At 66.8% G+C, this 19,814-nt stretch carries 18 protein-coding genes; 9 read left to right on the top strand and 9 right to left on the bottom strand.

The genetic code is table 11. The features are described from left to right. Positions 1 to 10 precede the first annotated feature (10 nt). From LBN7_RS15910 to LBN7_RS15890, 5 genes are all read right to left on the bottom strand, one after another. Positions 11 to 865: an ATP-binding cassette domain-containing protein gene (locus LBN7_RS15910; RefSeq protein WP_341944935.1), complete on the bottom strand. Its 855-nt coding sequence runs from the start codon at positions 863 to 865 to the stop codon at positions 11 to 13. Beyond that, on the bottom strand, positions 862 to 2,613 hold the full coding sequence (locus LBN7_RS15905) for a dipeptide/oligopeptide/nickel ABC transporter permease/ATP-binding protein (RefSeq protein ID WP_407360191.1): 1,752 nt from the start codon (positions 2,611 to 2,613) through the stop codon (positions 862 to 864). The genes LBN7_RS15910 and LBN7_RS15905 overlap by 4 nt, the downstream gene beginning before the upstream one ends. Further along, a complete protein-coding gene (locus LBN7_RS15900; RefSeq protein ID WP_341944933.1) occupies positions 2,610 to 3,551 on the bottom strand; it encodes an ABC transporter permease in 942 nt (313 codons plus the stop codon). The genes LBN7_RS15905 and LBN7_RS15900 overlap by 4 nt, the downstream gene beginning before the upstream one ends. A gap of 59 nt (positions 3,552 to 3,610) precedes the next feature. Continuing rightward, on the bottom strand, positions 3,611 to 5,098 hold the full coding sequence (locus tag LBN7_RS15895) for an ABC transporter substrate-binding protein (RefSeq protein ID WP_407360190.1): 1,488 nt from the start codon (positions 5,096 to 5,098) through the stop codon (positions 3,611 to 3,613). Between the two features lie 125 nt (positions 5,099 to 5,223). Next, positions 5,224 to 6,156: a dihydrodipicolinate synthase family protein gene (locus tag LBN7_RS15890; protein ID WP_341944930.1), complete on the bottom strand. Its 933-nt coding sequence runs from the start codon at positions 6,154 to 6,156 to the stop codon at positions 5,224 to 5,226. A 301-nt stretch (positions 6,157 to 6,457) separates the two neighbouring features. On the opposite strand from LBN7_RS15890, the gene LBN7_RS15885 reads away from it, so the two are divergent. Further along, positions 6,458 to 7,321, top strand: a complete 864-nt coding sequence (locus LBN7_RS15885) for a LysR family transcriptional regulator (RefSeq protein ID WP_341944929.1) — start codon at positions 6,458 to 6,460, stop codon at positions 7,319 to 7,321. Between the two features lie 149 nt (positions 7,322 to 7,470). Here LBN7_RS15885 and nrdF read toward each other — a convergent pair whose 3' ends face one another. The 4 genes from nrdF to nrdH are packed head-to-tail and all read right to left on the bottom strand — an operon-like array spanning position 7,471 to position 11,363. Beyond that, complete coding sequence (gene nrdF, locus LBN7_RS15880; RefSeq protein ID WP_407360189.1) at positions 7,471 to 8,451, bottom strand: class 1b ribonucleoside-diphosphate reductase subunit beta; 981 nt, start codon at positions 8,449 to 8,451, stop codon at positions 7,471 to 7,473. A 48-nt stretch (positions 8,452 to 8,499) separates the two neighbouring features. After that, a complete protein-coding gene (gene nrdE / locus LBN7_RS15875; RefSeq protein ID WP_341944927.1) occupies positions 8,500 to 10,644 on the bottom strand; it encodes a class 1b ribonucleoside-diphosphate reductase subunit alpha in 2,145 nt (714 codons plus the stop codon). Beyond that, complete coding sequence (gene nrdI / locus LBN7_RS15870; protein WP_116636971.1) at positions 10,641 to 11,105, bottom strand: class Ib ribonucleoside-diphosphate reductase assembly flavoprotein NrdI; 465 nt, start codon at positions 11,103 to 11,105, stop codon at positions 10,641 to 10,643. The genes nrdE and nrdI overlap by 4 nt, the downstream gene beginning before the upstream one ends. A 24-nt stretch (positions 11,106 to 11,129) precedes the next feature. After that, a complete protein-coding gene (nrdH, locus tag LBN7_RS15865; protein ID WP_046012882.1) occupies positions 11,130 to 11,363 on the bottom strand; it encodes a glutaredoxin-like protein NrdH in 234 nt (77 codons plus the stop codon). A gap of 391 nt (positions 11,364 to 11,754) precedes the next feature. On the opposite strand from nrdH, the gene LBN7_RS15860 reads away from it, so the two are divergent. The 8 genes from LBN7_RS15860 (at position 11,755) to LBN7_RS15825 (ending at position 19,788) form a co-directional block, all read left to right on the top strand. After that, positions 11,755 to 12,963, top strand: a complete 1,209-nt coding sequence (locus LBN7_RS15860) for an MFS transporter (RefSeq protein ID WP_407360188.1) — start codon at positions 11,755 to 11,757, stop codon at positions 12,961 to 12,963. Next, positions 12,960 to 13,874: a sugar kinase gene (locus LBN7_RS15855; protein WP_407360187.1), complete on the top strand. Its 915-nt coding sequence runs from the start codon at positions 12,960 to 12,962 to the stop codon at positions 13,872 to 13,874. Before LBN7_RS15860 ends, LBN7_RS15855 begins: the two co-directional genes overlap by 4 nt. Before the next feature lie 131 nt (positions 13,875 to 14,005). Next, on the top strand, positions 14,006 to 14,764 hold the full coding sequence (locus tag LBN7_RS15850; RefSeq protein WP_116636975.1) for an alpha/beta fold hydrolase: 759 nt from the start codon (positions 14,006 to 14,008) through the stop codon (positions 14,762 to 14,764). Next, positions 14,761 to 15,921 (top strand): acyl-CoA dehydrogenase family protein, encoded by a 1,161-nt coding sequence (locus LBN7_RS15845; protein WP_407360186.1) that lies wholly within the window; start codon positions 14,761 to 14,763, stop codon positions 15,919 to 15,921. The genes LBN7_RS15850 and LBN7_RS15845 overlap by 4 nt, the downstream gene beginning before the upstream one ends. Before the next feature lie 88 nt (positions 15,922 to 16,009). Further along, entirely contained in the window at positions 16,010 to 16,477 is a 468-nt protein-coding gene (locus LBN7_RS15840; RefSeq protein WP_341944922.1) for an Lrp/AsnC family transcriptional regulator, read from the top strand. Beyond that, a complete protein-coding gene (locus tag LBN7_RS15835) occupies positions 16,474 to 17,868 on the top strand; it encodes an aspartate aminotransferase family protein (RefSeq protein ID WP_407360185.1) in 1,395 nt (464 codons plus the stop codon). Before LBN7_RS15840 ends, LBN7_RS15835 begins: the two co-directional genes overlap by 4 nt. A gap of 84 nt (positions 17,869 to 17,952) precedes the next feature. Continuing rightward, on the top strand, positions 17,953 to 18,858 hold the full coding sequence (locus tag LBN7_RS15830; RefSeq protein WP_407360184.1) for a hypothetical protein: 906 nt from the start codon (positions 17,953 to 17,955) through the stop codon (positions 18,856 to 18,858). Positions 18,859 to 18,888: 30 nt separating this feature from the next. Beyond that, positions 18,889 to 19,788 carry a hypothetical protein gene (locus LBN7_RS15825; protein WP_116636980.1) on the top strand — a complete coding sequence of 300 codons (900 nt, stop codon included), beginning with the start codon at positions 18,889 to 18,891 and terminating at the stop codon, positions 19,786 to 19,788. Positions 19,789 to 19,814: the final 26 nt, after the last annotated feature.

The raw sequence follows: 19,814 nt of genomic DNA, 5'->3' as shown, positions 1-19,814 counted from the left end.
GTCCCGGCAGTCAGAACCGTCCCTCCTGCTCGCTCACTTCGGCGAGAGCCCGGCGCGCGGCCCGCCGTTTCGCTTGCTCGCGGGGGTCCGGGACGGGCGCCGACAACAACAGACGTCGTGTGTAGGCAACCCGCGGGTCACGAGTCACGCCGTCCGCATCACCCTGCTCCACGATACGACCGGCATGCATGACCGCCACCCGATGGCTGATGGCGCGCACGACCGCGAGATCGTGGGAGATGAAGAGGTAGGCGATACCGGTGCGCTCCTGGATCTCGATGAACAGGTCGAGCACGCGCGCCTGCGTCGACAGATCCAGCGCGGATACTGGTTCATCGCACACGATGAGACGCGGGGAGATGGCGAGGGCCCGCGCGATTGCCACGCGCTGACGCTGACCTCCAGAGAACTCCCGCGGAAGTCGGTCAGCGGCATCCGCTGGGAGGCCGACCTGTTCGAGCAGAGCGCCGATGCGCCCTCGTGCCTCACGCTCGGATGCACCCTGGGCCCTGAGAGGCTCGGAGAGGATGTCACCAACCGCCATCACCGGATTCAGCGACGTGTACGGATCCTGGAACACAACCTGGCGTCGCGCGGCGAGTGCCCGCCGTGACCGCCGGTCCAGCTCCGTAACCGGCTCGCCCTCTAGCGTCACGGACCCCGCGGTGATGGGGGCGAGTCCCAGAACCGCTCGGCCCAGCGTCGTCTTCCCCGACCCCGACTCGCCCACCAGGCCGAGAGTCTCGCCCGGGCGGATCTGGATCGACACCTCGTGCAGAGCACGGAACGGCTTCGCTCGCCATCCGCGCCCTGGGTATTCGACGACAAGGTCCCTGACGTCGAGCGTCAGGCCCGGGGCGGTCACGATGCCAGAGGGCTGCGAAGCGGCGCCCCCTCGACCGTCGATGCGAGCAACATTCGGGTGTAGTCATCCTTCGGATCTTGGAAGATGTCGGCGACCGGACGGTCCTCGACGATGCGCCCCGACTTCATCACTGCGACCCGGTCGCACAGGTCGGCCACGACGCCGAAGTTGTGCGTGACGAGCAGGACGCCCATATGGCGTTCACGCTGCAGGTCGCGGATCAGGTCGAGGATCTCGGCCTGGACGGTCACGTCCAGCGCCGTGGTCGGCTCGTCGGCGATGAGCAGTGCGGGGTCGCAGGAGACGGCTCCGGCGATCAGCACACGCTGAGCCATGCCGCCGGAGATCTGATGCGGATACGACGCCATGACGCGGGGCGGATCGACGATCCCGACGCGCTCAAGCAACGCCAATGCCTTCTTGTTCGCGTCCGAACGGGAGATCTTCAACACGCGCATCATCGGCAGGACCAACTGGGTGCCGATCTTGAACGATGGATCGAGGTTGCTCATCGGCTCCTGCGGGATGTAGCCGATGGTCGCGCCCAGAATGCGTCGCATCTGCCCAGATGACAACGTCGAAAGGTCGACGCCGTGCAACCGCACCGCTCCGGCATGGACCTCGCCACCGGCGGGGAGCAGAGAGAGCGTGCTGAGGGCGATCTGGGTCTTCCCCGACCCGGACTCGCCGACCAGGCCGACGATCTCGCCGCGGTCGACGGTCAGGTCGATGCCATGGACGACGTTGTTCTGCTCGCCGTGCGCTTTCGTGTAGCCCACCACGAGGCCGTCGATCTGCAGCAGTCGCCCGTTCTCCGACGCGCTCTGCGGCACGTCGGCGGTCGTCACCGTGCGCGCTGGCTTTCGCCGACGCACCTTCGCCTCGTCGCCGTCGAGCGCATCACGCACCCCGTTCGCGATCAGGATGAAGGACGCGACGGTGATGCCGATGGCGAGGCCGGGCGGTAAGAGCAGGTGGCGACCGTTGTAGAGGTTGGAGAACGCGTCCTGCAGCATTCCGCCCCATGTCGGAGTTCCAGGGTCGCCGAGGCCAATGAACTCGAGTCCTGCCTGCACGACGATGGCTGCCCCCGCGATGGTCGCGGCAAGGATGATGATCGGAGCGCGGACAACGAACAGGATGTGTCTGGTGATGATCCTGGCGTCGCCGAGACCCGACACCCGCGCCGCGTCGACATACAGCTCGTTCTTGACGGAGATCACCTGGTTGCGCACCAGACGGAAGAAGTTCGGCGCGAACATGATGCCGAGTACGACCATCGACAACAGGATGTTCGGGCCGAGCACGGAGAACATCGCAACGAGGACGATTGTGCCGGGGAGGACGATGATGAGGTTGGCCGCCCACCCCGAGAGGTTGTCGAACCAGCCGCCGAAGTATCCGGCGACGAGACCGGTCACCACACCGATCGCGACGGCGACGAACACGGTGATTGTCGCGCCGAGCAGAGTCAGCCGGCCCGCCCAGATGAGGCGGCTCAGCACGTCGCGCCCCGCTCCGTCGCCACCGAGCAGGTACTCGCCTCCGGGCGGCGCATTCACCATGTCGAGTCGGGCGAACGTCGGACTCCCGGGCGCGATGAGCGGGGCCAGCACGCTGATCAGGATGACCAGGGTCAGCACGACGGCGGCCGACATCGCCAGGGGGTTGCGCAGGAAACGCCGCAGTACGCCGCTGCGCCGAACGCGCGCCGGAGCCTGTTCGCTGCCGATCAGGAGATCGCTCATTGCACTCTCGCCTTCGGGTTGATCCAGGTGATCGCGAGGTCCACGACCAGGTTGATGACGACGACGATGACGGCCGTCACGACGAGGACGCCCATGATCACGGGGATGTCCCCGAGGATCGCCGCGTTCACGGCGAGGCTCCCCATACCGGGGAGGGCGAAGACCCGCTCGATGAGCACGGCGCCCGAGAGCATGCCGATGAACTGCAGGGAGATGACGGTGACCGCCGGCGGAGCGGCGTTGCGCAGCACGTTGCGGAACAGGATCGATCCCTCCGACAGGCCACGTGCACGGAGCGTCCGGACGTAGTCCTTGCGGAGCACGTCGATCACCGCGCTCCGGATCTGCTGCGCGCCGGAGGCGATACTGCCGATGACAAGCGCCGTCACCGGAAGCGTGATGGTCGACAGCCACCCGCCCAGCGACTCGTCGATGGGCACATAGCCGGTGGCGGGAAACAACCCCAGCCCGATGGCGAGTGTCGAGACGAGCATCAGACCGACCCAGAAGTTCGGCAACGACTCCGCGACGACGGAGAAGACCTGGATCCCACGGTCGGTTCCGCCGCGTCGGACGGCTGCGGTGATGCCGAGGGCGACCGCGATCACGGTGGCGATCAGAATCGAAACGGTGACCAGGGACAGGGTGACCGGGAGTCGAGTCGCCAGCGAGTCGACGACCGGCGTTGCAGTGAAGTAGGAGACGCCGAAATCACCCTGGATCGCGTGCCGGAACCAGTCGCCGTACTGGACGACGAGTGGGCGATCAAGTCCGAGCCTGTGGTTGAGGGCGTCGATCTGGTCTTGCGTGGCGAGCTCTCCCAGGATGTTCCGGGCGACGTTCCCGCTCGAGGACCAGATGAGGCTGAACGACAGCGCGGTGATCGCGATCAGCAGGATGATGGCGGCGACGAGGCGACGCACGAGAAATGAGACCATGAGGTCCTTTCGAGGGCGTGAACCGGCGGACCCCGCCCTGCGGGGTCCGCCGGTTCGTCTCAGTCGGCCGGACGGAAGTCCTTGATGAAGGGGACGACGTTCATCGGGTGAACCGAGACGGCGACCTCTGGGGACGCGAGGTAGATCACGTTCTCGAGGTACCAGATATCGAACCAGGCGTTCTCGACGACATAGCGGTTGATGTCCTTCATCGCGTCGGCGTAGGCCTCGCCGGATGCGCCGCGCGCCTCGGTGATGAGGGCGTCGAGCTCGGGCGTCGAGGTCGAGAACGGGTTCCACGGGGCGTCGGCGGGGATCTGCTTGCTCATGTCCCACCAGGCTTCCGCAGTGGAGTTCGACATCCAGAACATGCCGTACTTTCCCGACTGCACCTCTGCGACGTAGTTCGTCGGATCGACCTTCACCCACTTGACGGTGATGCCCACTTCGGCGAGCTGCTGCTCGACGATGGGGTTCGACTTCTCCCCGGCGCTCTCCGGCATGACCACTTCGAACCCGTCGGCGTAGCCTGCTTCGGCCAACAGCTCCTTCGCCTTCTCGGGGTCGTAGGGATAGAGGTCGTTGAGCTCGGGCAGGTAGTTGACCGAGGTGGGGTTGAAGACCTGATTCGACCGCTCACCGTATCCGAGCTGGATCCCGTCGAGGATCCCGTCCGCGTCGATGGCGTAGTTGATCGCCTGACGAACACGGACGTCTTTCAGCGCGGGGACGACAGTGCCGTCGCGGTCAGCGAGGTACAGCCCGCGTCGATTGAGCGGCCACTCGTACACGTCGAGGTTCGCACCCTTCGCCTCCTCGACGACGGAGCCGTCGGCGGCGATGCCCTGCACCTGGCCGGAGCGCAGTGCGTTGACTCGCGCCGTGAGCTCGTTCATGACCACGAGCTCGAGGTTGTCGTAGGGGTACGAGTCCTGGTCCCAGTAATCCTCGTTCCGGGTGAACTCGAACCGCACGCCGGGCTCGGAAGCGGCGGTGTCCAGGACGTAGGGTCCCGATCCCACCGGGGCCGTGGTGATTGCTTCTGAGCCCAGCGCGTCTGGGCTCCCCATGGCTCCTCCTGCGAGGGTCAGGTAGGTGAGCAGCGCAGGATCGGGGGCGCTCAGGCGCAGTTCTACGGTCAGTTCGTCGATGGGGACGACATCGGCAACGGACTTCACCATGACCGCGTTCTGACCGGTGCCGTTCTTCAGGTTGAGGATGTTGGCCTTGACGGCCTCGGCATCGAACTTCGCCCCGTCGGTGAACGTGATACCGGGGCGCAAGGTGAGGGTGAGCACGGTGTTGTCGTCGTTGTACTCCCACGTCTCCGCCATACCAGGCGTAATCGACGCATCCGACTCCATGTGCAGAAGGGTGTCGTAGACGGCGTTCCAGTATTGCGCCTGGTGTCCGTTCTGCAGCAGCGCCGGCTCCCAGGAACCGCTGTCGATCGTGACCGCGAGCGTGAGCTTGTCCGTCGATCCGGAGGTCGACGACGAGCCGTCGCTGGTGTTCGTGCCGCCGGCGCAGCCGACGACGAGTGCCAAGGAGGCTGCGAGAGCAGCCAGGGATTGAACCACCCGACGGGCGCGAGGGTTTCTCATTATCAGGACTCCTTTGTCGTGTGAATCGGTGCGCGGTCCGGCAGCGGGTGACCGCCGGACCGCACGGGTCAGGTGAGGTCGAGTTTCAGCGACTCGATCAGCTCGACCATGTCGGTCAGGGAGTCGAAGTCGTGCACGCCGAGGGGGTACGCGCCCGGCATGCGGCTGGTCGCCGTGATGTCAAGCTGACCGGTCGCCGCGAGCAGCTGCTTCGCCGAACTCGGATAGGCGAGGTTGATCATGCGTTCGAAGATGCTCATGATGCGCTGGACAGTCCTGACCTGCTCATCGTCGCGGTGGGCGTTGGCGCACAACCAGACCATGAGATCGGGGTCCAGGCTCGAGGCGTAGCCCGAGTGACCGTGGGCGCCGGCGATGATCGACTGGTAGGTAGAGGTGATCTCGCCGTTGTAGATGCGCAGATCCGTTCCCCGTGCGGCATCGATCTTGTCCTGCATGTCCTGCGGGTCGAAAGTCAGGTCCTTGTGGAACACGAATCGTCCGGTTTCCGCAGCCCAGCGGAAGACGTTCGCCGGGATGAGGCGCTTCCACGGCGTGGGGCACTCGTAGAATCCGAGCTTGATGTCGCCGGTCCCGTCGACGATGCGCTCGAGCTTCCCCGTCCACGTCGCCTCGGACGCAGCCTGATTGCCGAGGTGGTTGGTGAGGATGATGACGGCGTCCGCACCGACATCGGCGATCCGCTTGATGGAGTCGATCTCCTCCTCCGCGGAGCCGCCGTAGGTACCGGTCGCGACGACGGCCGCCCTCCCGTCTGCACGGGAGACGACCCGTTCCGCGAGTCGCACGCGCTCTTCCGCAGACAGGAACTCGACCTCGCTGGATCGCGAGTTCGTGAACAGCCCGGTGATGCCGTGCTCGATATACCAGTCGGTGATCTCGTCCACGCCACGCCAGTCGATGGTCCGGTCTGCGTTCATCGGCGTCAGCATGACCGGCCACACCTGGTTCGTCAGCAGCATTTCCTGAGTGCTCGGCATCGAGCGCTCTCCTCTCAGTCGCGGCGCATTCATCAATTAGCGTGCGCCGCACGGTTTTTGGATGTTGGCGCTACTGTGGCACCCGACGCGGGGCTTCGTCAATCGCCGAATCCCGCCAAACCTCGGGTGAAAAGGCGCGGAAGACCGGAACCTGAGAGTTGGGCGACGCGCCCTGCTGTGTTCACTATTCGGATCGAATAGGTACGCCTTCCCTTGTGCGAAAGCCACCAAGACGCTAATAGTTTGAAGGATCGAAAGATTGCGTTACCCTCATCCACCTTTGGCAAGGAACGGAGAAGCAATGAATCTCCCCCTCACAAATCTTGTAACTTTTCTGCATCTGACCGAGACGCGAAGCTTTGCGCGAGCGGCGGAGCGGGCTGACGTCAGCCCGTCGACCGTGAGCAACCAGATCGCTTCACTGGAGCAGGAGATCGGCGAGTCACTCTTTGCACGGAGCCGGGGGCCGAAATCGGTTGTGACCCTGACCCCCGCGGGGGAAGAACTCGCAAATCTCGCGCGCGACGTCCTCGCCGCGCATACAGCGGTGAACGATCACTTCCGACCCAATGTCGCTGCCGGGCGCGCGCGACTGGCCGTGACCGACGACATCGCCGCGAGTCCGCGCCTCGGCGATGCCCTGCGCGGGTTTCGGCTGCGCAACCCGCTGGTCAAGGTCGAGATCACGGTCGGGCAGAGCGGCCCCCTCTACCGGCGGCTGCGCGGAGGCCAGTTCGATCTGGCACTCATCAAGCGGATGCCGCAGGACGACTGTCTCGACGTGCTGCGTTCTGAAGAGATCTCCTGGGTCGTTCACCCCGCCGCACGGCTGGAGCTGCGCCCCCTTCCGCTCGTGGCATACCCACGCTCCAGCTTCCTCCGCAACCACTCGACCGCAGCGCTCGACGAGCGGGGCATCCCCTGGCACATCACGAACGTCGTCCGAGGTGTCAACGGCCAGCTCGCGGCAATCCGTTCCGGGCTCGGAATCGGCGTGATGGCATCCGGCATGATGCCGGTCGACCTTGAGCCGACGCCATCATCGTGGAACCTTCCCTCGCTCGGCCGGGTCGACACGGTGCTCGTCCGAGGCAACGACGTCTCGGATGCGGCGATTCGGCTGCAGGCCGCACTCCAACTCGTCGGCCGTGAGTTGCTGCCCTAGACCTCTGAGCGGACAGACAGCGGTCGGTACCGTTGCTCGACGAAGACCAGACCGGGTGCGGCCACCCTTGACGAGAGGCCCGAACCCGCGACTGTTCGTGGATCCGGGCCACCGACCAGTCGCCTAGCCAGAACCTCAGAGAGAAACTCTCAGAAGTCCCAGTCGTCGTCTTCCGTGGCCTCGGCCTTGCCGATGACGTACGAGGAGCCCGAGCCGCTGAAGAAGTCGTGGTTCTCGTCGGCGTTGGGCGAGAGCGCCGACAGGATCGCCGGGTTCACGTTCGTCACGCTCGACGGGAACATCGCCTCATAGCCGAGGTTCATCAGCGCCTTGTTGGCGTTGTAGTGCAGGAACTTCTTGACGTCCTCGGTGAGACCGACTCCGTCGTAGAGGTCCTGCGTGTACTGCACCTCGTTGTCGTACAGCTCGTACAGCAGCGAGAAGGTGTAGTCCTTCAGCTCGTCCCGCTTGGCCTGGTCGACCGTCTCGAGACCCTTCTGGAACTTGTAGCCGATGTAGTACCCGTGCACGGCCTCGTCGCGGATGATGAGGCGGATGAGGTCGGCGGTGTTGGTGAGCTTCGCTCGGCTCGACCAGTGCATCGGCAGGTAGAAGCCCGAGTAGAACAGGAAGCTCTCCAGCAGGGTCGAGGCGATCTTGCGCTTGAGGGGATCGTCACCGCGGTAGTACTCGGTGACGATCTGCGCCTTCTTCTGCAGGTTCGGGTTCTCCACCGACCAGCGGAAGGCCTCATCGATCTCCTTCGTCGACGCGAGCGTCGAGAAGATCGAGGAGTAGCTCTTCGCGTGCACCGACTCCATGAACGCGATGTTCGTGTAGACGGCCTCCTCGTGCGGGGTGATCGCATCGGGGATCAGCGAGACCGCACCGACCGTGGCCTGCACGGTGTCGAGCAGGGTGAGCCCCGTGAAGACGCGCATCGTGAGCAGCTGCTCGTCGGCGGTCAGCGTGTTCCACGACTGGATGTCGTTGGACAGCGGGATCTTCTCGGGCAGCCAGAAGTTGTTGACGAGGCGGTTCCACACCTCGACGTCCTTATCGTCCTGGATGCGGTTCCAGTTGATCGCCTGCACGTGGTCGACCAGCTTGAGCGGTGAGGAGGGAGTCATGATTTTCCTAGGATCGGTCGTTGAGCGAGCGAAGCGAGACGAAACGCCTCAGAGCATGCACGAGACGCACTCGGCCATGTCGGTGCCCTCGAGTGCCATCTGACGCAGACGGATGTAGTAGATCGTCTTGATGCCCTTGCGCCATGCGTAGATCTGCGCCTTGTTGATGTCGCGCGTGGTCGCGGTGTCCTTGAAGAACAGCGTCAGCGACAGGCCCTGGTCGACGTGCTGCGTCGCCGCGGCGTAGGTGTCGATGACCTTCTCGTAGCCGATCTCGTACGCGTCCTGGTAGTACTCCAGGTTGTCGTTCGTCATGAACGCCGCCGGGTAGTACACGCGACCGAGCTTGCCTTCCTTGCGGATCTCGATCTTCGACGCGATCGGGTGGATCGACGACGTCGAGTTGTTGATGTACGAGATCGAGCCGGTCGGCGGCACCGCCTGCAGGTTCTGGTTGTAGATGCCGTGCTCCTGGATGGAGGCCTTCAGCGCCGCCCAGTCCTCCTGCGTGGGGATGTGCTTGCCCGCGAAGAGCTCCTTGACCTTCGAGGTGCTCGGCACCCAGGCGCGCTCGATGTACTTGTCGAAGAACGCACCCGACGCGTAGGTCGAGTCCTCGAAGCCGTCGAAGGTCGTGCCGCGCTCGATCGCGAGGTTGTTGGAGGCGCGCAGCGCGTGGAACAGCACCGTGTAGAAGTAGATGTTCGTGAAGTCGATGCCCTCTTCGGAGCCGTAGTACACGTGTTCGCGAGCGAGGTAGCCGTGCAGGTTCATCTGACCGAGCCCGATGGCGTGCGAGCGGTCGTTGCCGTCCTCGATCGAGCGCACCGAGCCGATGTGGCTCTGGTCGCTGACCGCGGTGAGGGCGCGGATGGCCGTCTCGACCGTCTGGCCGAGGTCGTCGGCATCCATCGACAGGGCGATGTTCATCGAGCCGAGGTTGCAGGAGATGTCCTTGCCGATGTTGTCGTACGACAGGTCGTCGTTGTACGTCGTCGGCGTGTTCACCTGCAGGATCTCGCTGCAGAGGTTCGACATGTTGATGCGGCCCTTGATCGGGTTGGCCTTGTTCACCGTGTCTTCGAACATGACGTACGGGTAGCCCGACTCGAACTGGATCTCGGCGACGGTCTGGAAGAACTCGCGCGCATTGATCTTCGTCTTCTTGATGCGCGGGTCGTCGACCATCTCGCGGTACTTCTCGGTGACGGAGATGTCGCCGAACGGAACCCCGTAGACCTTCTCGACGTCGTACGGCGAGAACAGGTACATGTCCTCGTCGTTCTTCGCCAGCTCGAACGTGATGTCGGGAACGACGACACCGAGCGACAGCGTCTTGATGCGGATCTTCTCGTCGGCGTTCTCGCGCTTGGTGTCGAGGAAGCGCATGATGTCGGGGTGGTGGGCGTTGAGGTACACCGCGCCGGCACCCTGACGCGCACCCAGCTGGTTCGCGTAGCTGAAGCTGTCCTCGAGGAGCTTCATCACGGGGATGATGCCCGACGACTGGTTCTCGATCTGCTTGATCGGCGCACCCGACTCGCGGATGTTCGACAGGAGCAGGGCCACGCCGCCGCCGCGCTTCGAGAGCTGCAGGGCGGAGTTGATGCCGCGGGCGATCGACTCCATGTTGTCTTCGATGCGCAGCAGGAAGCAGCTGACGAGCTCGCCGCGCTGCGCCTTGCCGGCGTTGAGGAAGGTCGGCGTCGCCGGCTGGAAGCGCCCGGAGATGATCTCCTCGACGAGGTTCACCGCGAGCTTCTCGTCACCGTCGGCCAGGCCGAGGGCCGTCATCACGACGCGGTCCTCGAAGCGCTCGAGGTAGCGCTTGCCGTCGAACGTCTTGAGCGTGTAGCTGGTGTAGTACTTGAACGCGCCCAGGAACGTCTCGAAGCGGAACTTCTTCGAGTAGGCCAGGTCGTTGAGCTTCTGGATGAAGTCGAACGAGTACTTCTCGATGACCGCGCCCTCGTAGTACTCCTTCTCCACGAGGTAGTCCAGACGCTCCTTGAGCGAGTGGAAGAACACGGTGTTCTGGTTCACGTGCTGCAGGAAGTACTCCCGCGCGGCGCGCTTGTCGGCGTCGAACTGGATCTTGCCGTTCGCGTCGTAGAGGTTCAGCATCGCGTTCAGCGCGTGATAGTCGAGCCCCTCGTAGGACGGGTTGGCCTTGAATGCCACCGTCTCGGTCACTGCGTCACGCTCTGCGTGCTCTTCGACTGCAATTCCCACCGTCGTTCCAATCCGTCGCTCACGCGATCAACATCGTCCTGTGTGCCGAATATTTCGAGCCGGTACAAGTGGGGCACGTGACACTTGCGGCTGATGATGTCGCCGGCGAGACAGAAGGAGTCGCCGAAGTTGGTATTGCCCGCGGAGATGACTCCGCGGATGTGACGCCGGTTGGCCTCGTCGTTGAGGAACCGGATCACCTGCTTGGGCACGGCCCCGCGTTCGACGCCGCGCCCCTCGCCCCCGCCGTAGGTGGGGGTGACCAGCACGAAGGGCTCGTCGATGACGAGGTCGCCCTCCTGCCGGTGGAGCGGGATGCGCCGAGCGGGGAGCCCGAGCTTCTCGATGAAGCGTGCCGTGTTTCCGGACACGCTGGAGAAGTAGACCAGGAGCGGCGCAGCGGTTGCGACGGCGGCGCTCATAGTTCCCTCCTCAGGGGCAGTCGGTCAGGCCAGACGGGTCGCGAGCTCGGCGATCTTGTCGGGACGGAAGCCCGACCAGTGGTCCTCGTCGGTGACGACGACGGGCGCCTGCATGTAGCCGAGCGCCTTGACCTGCTCGAGGGCCGTCGGGTCCTCGGAGAGGTCGTGGATCTCGTACTCGATGCCCTTGGCGTCCAGCGCCCGGTACGTCGCGTTGCACTGAACGCAGGAAGGCTTGGTGTAGACCGTGATCGACATCTTTCTGACCCCTCAAATCTCTGGCCTGCTTCTCATCAGGCGACTTTTTCCGGCAGACCCCCCGCCGGGAGTTCAATACTACATATGGGTGCCGACATTGGGGGCGACCACAAGGGGTAGTAGTTACATCCGTGTAGTTTTCCACCGCTCTCCCCTGTTACAACACAGGTTCTCCACCGTTTCTTCCACAGGCGGCCCCTCGTCGGAGAGGGCCGCGAAGCCCGAGAATCCGCGGCTGGGAGCCACCTGTGAGAGATCCATCCACAGGTGGCACGCTACGCGGGGCCTCCGACATCGGATCGCCTGTGGAATTCGCCTTTCGGCGTGTCGTCGGCGTGTCGCACGGGCCGTCGCTTCGACGCCGATCGTCGGCGCCCGGTACCGTTGTCTGGTGGCGGGATACCGGGATCTTCTTCGCACGCCGGGAGTGGCGCGCATGATCGCCGCACAGCTGACCGCGCGCTTCCCCAACGGGATGTCGTCGCTCGCGATCCTGCTGCACGTCGAGCAGCAGACCGGCTCCTACGGCGCGGCCGGACTCGTCCTCGCCGCGACCAGCGTGGGACAGGCCGTCGCCGGCCCCATCACGAGCCGATGGATGGGCGTGTGGGGGATGCGCCGCGTGATCACGCTGACCCTCAGCGTCTGCGTCGTCGCCGTGCTCGGACTGGCGCTGCTGCCCCTGAACGTGCCCGGCTACATGATCCTGGGCATGATCGCAGGCCTGTCGACACCGCCGATCCAGGCCGCCGTGCGCACGATCTATCCCAAGCTCGTCAACTCCTCGCAGCTGACGCCGCTGTTCTCCCTCGACGCCTCTCTGCAGGAGATCATCTGGATCCTCGCACCGGTCGTCATCACGCTCGTCTCCACGCAGGTCGGAACCGTGGAAGGACTGCTGCTCGTCGCGATCATCCTCGTCGGCGGGGGCGCGTGGTTCATCCTCTCCCCCGAGGTAGGACGCGTCCGGATCCCCCGCAGCCGCAACGCGCTGGGCAAGGTCGTGCTCAAGCCGCCCGTCCTGCTCGCCACCGTGATCGGCTTCCTCCTGATCGGCGCCTGCGCCGCTGTCGAGGTCGGCGTCGTCGCGACGTTCGAGCACGGCAGCCTGACGGCCGGACTCGTCCTCGCAGTGTTCTCCGTCGGCAGCCTCGTCGGAGGGCTCGCGTTCGGACACATCCCGATCGGCCCCTGGGCCATGGCCCGGCGGCTGCTGATCGTCACGGTCGGTCTCGCGCTGACGATGGTCATGCTCAACGTGTTCTGGCTCGGCGGCACCCTCGTGCTCGCCGGCATCGGCATCGCCCCGGCTCTCGCCGTCCTGTTCGCGATCACCTCGGCCAGCGTCAAGTTCTCCGAGACCGCCGAGGCGTTCGGCTGGGCGGGCACCGGCCAGCTCATCGGAGCCGCCGCGGGCTCCGCCGTCGCCGGATTCCTCGTCGACCTCGGCGACTGGCGCGGCGCGTACTTCGCCGCGACCCTGTTCGCCGCTGTCGGCCTCCTCGTCGCCGTCGTCTTCGTGCGCTCCTTCCCCGACCTGCGTCACCGCGACGCGAGCCCTCATCCCGACACCGAACCCCTGGCGGTCACCCCTTCATGAGCATCCCCCTCACCCCGTCGTCCCCCGCCCCCGAGATCGTCTGCGTCGGCGAGACGATGGCCCTGATCACGCCGGTCGGCGCCGCGCTGACCACCGCGGAGACGGCGACCATCGGACTCGCGGGCGCGGAGTCGAACGTGACGGCCGGCCTCGCGTTCTCCGGTCATCGAGCGGCATGGGCGTCCCGGCTCGGCGACGATCCGCTCGGCGACCGCATCGCGTCGGAGCTGAGCAGGCGGGGCGTCGAGCTCTGGGTGGAGCGCGACACGGATGCGCCGACCGGCGTGATGTTCAAGGACCCCGGCGCCGACGGCTCGTCGGTCTACTACTACCGGCGAGGCTCCGCAGCCTCCGCGATGGAGCCGGGCTTCCTCTCGACCGCCCACCTCGCAGGCGTCCGCATCGTGCACACGACCGGCATCACCCCGGCACTGTCCGACACGTGCCTGCGCATGGTCGATCAGCTCTTCGTCGACGCCCGCACCGCGGGTGCGGCCGTGTCGTTCGACGTGAACGACCGACGCCCTCTCTGGTCCCGCGAGCATGCCGCCGCGACCCTCGCCCGCCTCGCGGATGCCGCCGACATCACCTTCGTCGGACGCGATGAGGCCGAGCGGATCTGGGGAACGGTCACGCCCGATGAGATCCGCGCCTTCCTTCCGAACTGCGCGCTGCTCGTCGTGAAGGACGGGGATGTCGGAGCGACCGCCTTCGCGGGAGACGACGAGCCGGTCTTCGTGCCCGCACCGCGCGTCGACGTGGTCGAACCGGTCGGCGCCGGCGACGCGTTCGCCTCCGGATTCCTCGCGGCCACGCTCGAGGAGCGGCCGCTGCACGAGCGTCTCTCGGCGGGGCACGCCGCGGCCGCGCGCGTGCTGGTGACCCACGCGGACATGCCTCCCGTCGACTGATCGGCGCTGCGCGCCCGGCGAGGTCATGTGCGCCTGACCAGGATGGATCGCCGACATCCGCCCTTGCCTGGCGCACAACTCCTCGCTGCGCGCCCGGCGCCGCCCGCACCCCGCGGTTCTAGGCTGGGACCATGTCTGCACCGCTCCGTCTCCCCCGCATCGCCTGGGGCTCTCCTTCGGCCTCTCGCCGTGCCCTTCTCGTGCACGGTCTCGGTTCCTCCGGTGCCCTGATGTGGCGTCTCGGCGATGCGCTGGCCGCGGCCGGATGGCACACGACGGCCGTCGACCTGCGCGGTCACGGCGACGCGCCCCGGTCACTCGACTACTCGGTCGCGGCGTACGGCGCCGACCTCGCCGCGACGCTGCCCGATGACGGCGGCTCGTGGGATGCGGTCATCGGCCACTCGCTGGGTGGGGCCGCCAGCACGGTGGCCGCGGCATCCGATCCGGAGTGGACCCGGCGCCTCGTCCTCATCGACCCGGCGATCCATGTCGACGGACGCGACGCGTCGATCGTGCGCCGGAGCCAGGAGCGCGCCTTCGCCGACACCCGGATCGAGGTCGTGCAGCAGGAGCATCCGCACTGGCATCCGCAGGATCACGAGCTGAAGGTCGACGCCGTGCTGCGCGCGAGCGCATGGGCCGTGGAGCAGACCAGCGCACAGAACCAGCCGTGGGATGTGCGGGAGCAGGCGGAGCGGGTGACCGTCCCCACGCACGTGATCGCCGCCGATCCTGCTGTCTACAGCATCTTCACCGGCGACCTGGCCGCCGAGGTGCTCGCCGCCAATCCCCGGTTCACGATGTCGGTCGTCGAGGGCGCCGGCCACTCCCTGCACCGCGACAAGCCCGAGGAATCGATCCGCCAGCTCCTGGAGGCCCTGTCATGAGCGACTTCGACCCGACCGCGTACCTCCCCGACGACCTGCTCGAGCGGATCCGCGAACGCGCGCCGATCCATGATCGCGACAACACCTTCCCGCAGCAGGATCTCGACGAGCTGCGCGCGGCCGGGTACCTCTCGATCCTGGTCCCCGCCGAGCGCGGCGGTGCCGGGCTCTCGCTCGCCCAGGCCGCGGTCCTGCAGCAGCGGCTCGCCGGGGCAGCTCCCGCGACGGCGCTCGCGATCAACATGCACCTCGTCTGGACCGGTGTCGCCAAGGTGTTCTCCGACCGCGGTGTGCCGGGGCTCGAGTTCGTGCAGGACGGCGCCGTGGCCGGCGAGGTCTTCGCCTTCGGCATCAGCGAGGGCGGCAACGACCTCGTCCTCTTCGGCAGCGACACCGCCGCCGTGCCCGACGGCAGCGGCGGCTACGCCTTCACGGGAACGAAGGTCTTCACCTCGCTCGCCCCGGTCTGGACGCGGCTGGGCCTGCACGGCCTGGACACGACCAGCCCCGATGCCCCCCAGCTCGTCTTCGCCTTCGTGGAGCGGACGGATGCCGTCGCGACGAGCGACGACTGGGACACGCTCGGCATGCGCGCGACGCAGAGCAGGACCACACGCCTGAACGGGGCGACGGCGGATGCCGCGCACGTGGTGCGCCGGATCGACCCCGGCCCCACCCCCGACCCGATCGTCTTCGGCATCTTCTCGGTGTTCGAGATCCTCCTCGCCTCGGTGTACACGGGCATCGCACGACGGGCGCTCGAGCTCGCCGTGCTCGCCGCCGGGAAGCGCCGCTCCAAGAAGACCGGCGCCGCGTACAGCCAGGACCCCGACATCCGCTGGCGGATCGCGGACATGGCTCTCGACTACGACGCCCTGCCGCCGCAGATCGCCGCCCTCGCCCGAGATGTCGACGACCGCGTCGACAACGGCGCCCGCTGGTTCTCCCTCCTCTCCGGTGTGAAGCACCGGGCCATCACGATGGCCAAGCGGGTCGTCGACCAGGCCATGCTCGTCGGCGGTGGCGGCTCGTACTTCTCCACCAACGAGCTGTCCCGCCTCTACCGCGATGTCCTGGCCGGCGCCTTCCACCCCTCCGACCCGGAATCCGCCCACGCCACCGCGGCGAGCGCGTGGCTCGGTCCTCTGGAGGACTGAGGCGACATCCTGCCGATATCGCGCCCCAGCTTCACCTGCGGCCGCGGAATCGGTTGCCGAGCGCGCCGCCGAGTGCGAAGATCGCACCATGAGTTCGGTGAAGAAGCACTCATCGCTCGACGCGGTGTCCAAGACGATCATCGAGCTGCTCCAAGAGGACGGACGCCGCTCCTACTCCGACATCGGCCGCGTGGTCGGCCTGAGCGAGGCCGCCGTGCGTCAGCGGGTGCAGCGGCTGACCGAATCGGGCGTGATGCAGATCGTCGCGGTGACCGATCCGATGCAGCTCGGCTTCCACCGTCAGGCCATGATCGGCATCCGCGTCTCCGGCGACACGCGGATCGTCGCGGAGGCGATCGCCCGGGTCGAGGCGATCGACTACGTGGTGATCACCGTCGGAGCGTTCGACGTGCTCGCCGAGGTCGTCTGCGAGGACGACGATCAGCTGCTGGCCCTCATCAACGACGTCATCCGTCCGATCGAGGGCGTGGTGTCGACCGAGACCTTCATCTACGCCAAGCTGCAGAAGCAGCTCTACAACTGGGGGACCAGATGAGCACGACCCGCACGACCCCGTCGGAATCCACGCTGCAGAAGATGGCGAAGGATCATCTGTGGATGCACTTCACCCGGCAGTCCACGATGGCCGAGTCGGGCGTGCCGATCATCGTCAAGGGCGACGGGCACCGGATCTGGGATTCCTCGGGCAAGGAGTACTTCGACGGCCTTTCCGGACTGTTCGTGGTGAACGCCGGACACGGCAGGCGCCGCCTGGCCGAGGCGGCCGCCGCCCAGGCCGCCGAGCTGTCGTTCTTCCCGCTGTGGTCCTACGCCCACCCCGCCGCGATCGAACTGGCCGACCGGCTCGCGGACGAGGCTCCGGGAGATCTGAACAGGGTCTTCTTCTCGACCGGCGGCGGCGAGGCCGTGGAGACCGCGCTGAAGCTGGCCAAGCACTACTGGAAGCTGCAGGGCAGGCCCACCAAGCACAAGGTGATCTCGCGATCGGTCGCCTACCACGGGACGCCGCACGGCGCGCTCGCGATCACCGGGATCCCGGCGATGAAGGCCATGTTCGAGCCGGTCGCGCCCGGGGGCTTCCGCGTGCCGAACACCAACTTCTACCGCGCGGCCGAGATGGGCGCGCCCGCCGACGACCTCGAGGCGTTCGGACGCTGGGCGGCCGACCGCATCGAGGAGATGATCCTCTTCGAGGGTGCCGACACGGTGGCCGCGGTGTTCCTCGAGCCGGTGCAGAACTCCGGCGGGTGCTTCCCACCTCCTCCCGGATACTTCGCCCGCGTGCGCGAGATCTGCGACCGCCACGATGTGCTGCTCGTCTCGGACGAGGTCATCTGCGCCTTCGGACGGCTCGGCCACACGTTCGCCTGCACGGGCCTCGGCTACGTGCCCGACATGATCACCTGCGCGAAGGGGATGACCAGCGGCTACTCCCCGATCGGCGCCACGATCGTCAGCGACCGCATCTACGAGCCCTTCTCGCACGGAGACGTGTCGTTCCCCCACGGCTACACGTTCGGCGGCCATCCCGTGTCGGCGGCGGTGGCGCTGGAGAACCTCGCGATCTTCGACGAGGAGGGACTCAACGCCCGCGTGCGGGAGAACTCTCCGCTGTTCCGCGCCGAGCTCGAGAAGCTGCGCGATCTGCCACTCGTGGGCGACGTGCGCGGCGACGGGTACTTCTTCGGAATCGAGCTCGTGAAGGACAAGAGCACCAAGGAGACCTTCGACGATGCGGAGTCCGAGCGGCTGCTGCGAGGATTCCTCTCCCCCGCCCTGTTCGCGGCCGGGCTCTACTGCCGCGCCGACGACCGGGGCGATCCCGTCATCCAGCTCGCTCCCCCGCTCACCACGGGCCCGGCGGAGTTCCGGGAGATCGAGCAGATCCTCCGCGACGTCCTGACGCGCGCGCAGGCGGTGCTCTGACCGCCGGAGCGCGGTGATGCAGCATATCGGGTCGCGCGGATACCGCCCCTCTCTCCGGCGCTACGGTGGCGCCCGGGAGACATCATGCTCGACACGGGGGAAGAGAATCGGACGGCCTTCGCGCAGGCCTTCTCGGGAGCGATCACGGCGCGAGGGGTCTCGCTGTCCTGGCTGCACAGACGGCTCAAGGACCGGGCGAACCCCATCTCGGTCGCGACCCTCAGCTACTGGCGGTCGGGAGAACGGCACCCCGAGGGCCTGCGGTCGCTGACCGCGCTGGAGGACGTCGAGCGCCTGCTCGGGCTGGAGCCGGGCGCTCTGCTCGACCTCGTGAGCACGCGCGCACGACTCGGGTCGCTCGCGCCCGCGCAGAACCCGTTCACCGAGTCCCAGGTCCGCGATGCGGCGGCCGAGACCCTGAAGCTGCTCGCTGCACCGCCGATCGAGGCGACGAGGTCGCTGTCCGCGCACGTGGTGTCGACCGTCGACGAGAACGGACTGCTCCGCGATCGCACGGCGCAGGTCCTCGTGCAGGCCGTCGCACCGTTCGTCCACGAGATGACCTACGCCCTGATGTCCGTCGAGAGGGTCGTCCGCCGGCCCGAGTGCACGCTCCGGGGAGCGACCCTGGTGCGCGAGCACCTGCACGAGAGCGAGCATGTCTACGCCTGCGTGCTCCGCCTGGATCGACCGCTGGTGATGGGCGCGACGACGATGCTCGAGATCGGGATGGCTGTCCCGCCGCCGCCCGCGGGAGAGCTCCCGGCCGAGGACGAGACGGCCGCCTTCGTGATGCGTCCGATCCGTGACCTCGTCGTCTGGACATGCTTCCATCCGGATGCCGTCCCCGACTGGACGACGGAGTTCGAGCGCACGCCCGCGACCGACGGCCTGGTGTCGCGGACGCTGTCTCCGCGCGACTCCATCCACCAGTCACGCCGGGATTTCGGGCCCGGCATCCTCGGCATCCGATGGGGGTTCGACCGCTGACGGGACTATCGTCGGGGAGAGGAGGGCGGGATGGCAGCTGAGGTTCCCGACGGACGCGACTCGTTCAGCAGGGCGTTCGGAGCAGCGCTCACCGCGAGCGGCATCTCGCTCTCGTCGCTCCAGCGCCGACTCGTCGCCCGCGCCAACCCCGTCTCGCTCACGACACTCAGCTACTGGCGCTCCGGGGAGCGCGCACCCGAGGGAGCAGCCTCGCTCGCCGCCGTCGAGGACATCGAGCGGCTTCTCGGCCTGCCATCGGGGGCTCTCGGCGGCCTGGTGCCGGAGCGCGTGCGCCTGGGAGCGCTGCACGAACCCCGCAACCCGTTCACGGAGGAGCAGATCACCCGGGCGCTGTCCGAGACGCTCGAGCTCCTCGATGCGCCGCCGCTCGACATCACCCGTGAGCTCTCGACGCATGTGATCGCGGATGTGTCCGCCGACGGCTACCTGCGCCGCCGTGCCGCCCAGACCCTGATCCAGTCCGTCATCCCCGCGACCGTCGACCACGTGACGTACACCCTGCTGTCGGCGGAGGACGTCATCGACCGCCCGGAGATGACAGTGCGAGGGGCGCGGATGGTCCGCGATCACCTGCACGTCAGCGAGCACGTGTACGCCTACGTCCTGAAGCTCGACCAGCCGCTCACGCTCGGCGCGACGACGATGATCGAGGTCACGATGGAAGGGCATGAGGAGTACACCTCGCAGCCGGAGACCGGCGCCTTCGTCGTGCGCCCCATCCGCGACCTCGTCCTGTGGACGCGATTCCATGAGGACGCCGTCCCGGACTGGCTCGACGAGCTCGAGCGGACCGAGTCGACGGACGGCACGGTCTACCGCCCGCTCCGGCCGCAGACCTCGGTGCATCAGACGCGTCGGGACTTCGGTCCTGGCGCGCTCGGCATCCGCTGGGGATACGACGACCGCTGATCCGGCGATCCGAGCGGCCGGGTGAC

The sequence above is a fragment of the Microbacterium sp. LBN7 genome, from assembly GCF_045690345.1.
GTDB lineage: Bacteria > Actinomycetota > Actinomycetes > Actinomycetales > Microbacteriaceae > Microbacterium.
This window is presented reverse-complemented; position numbering and strand designations above follow the sequence as displayed.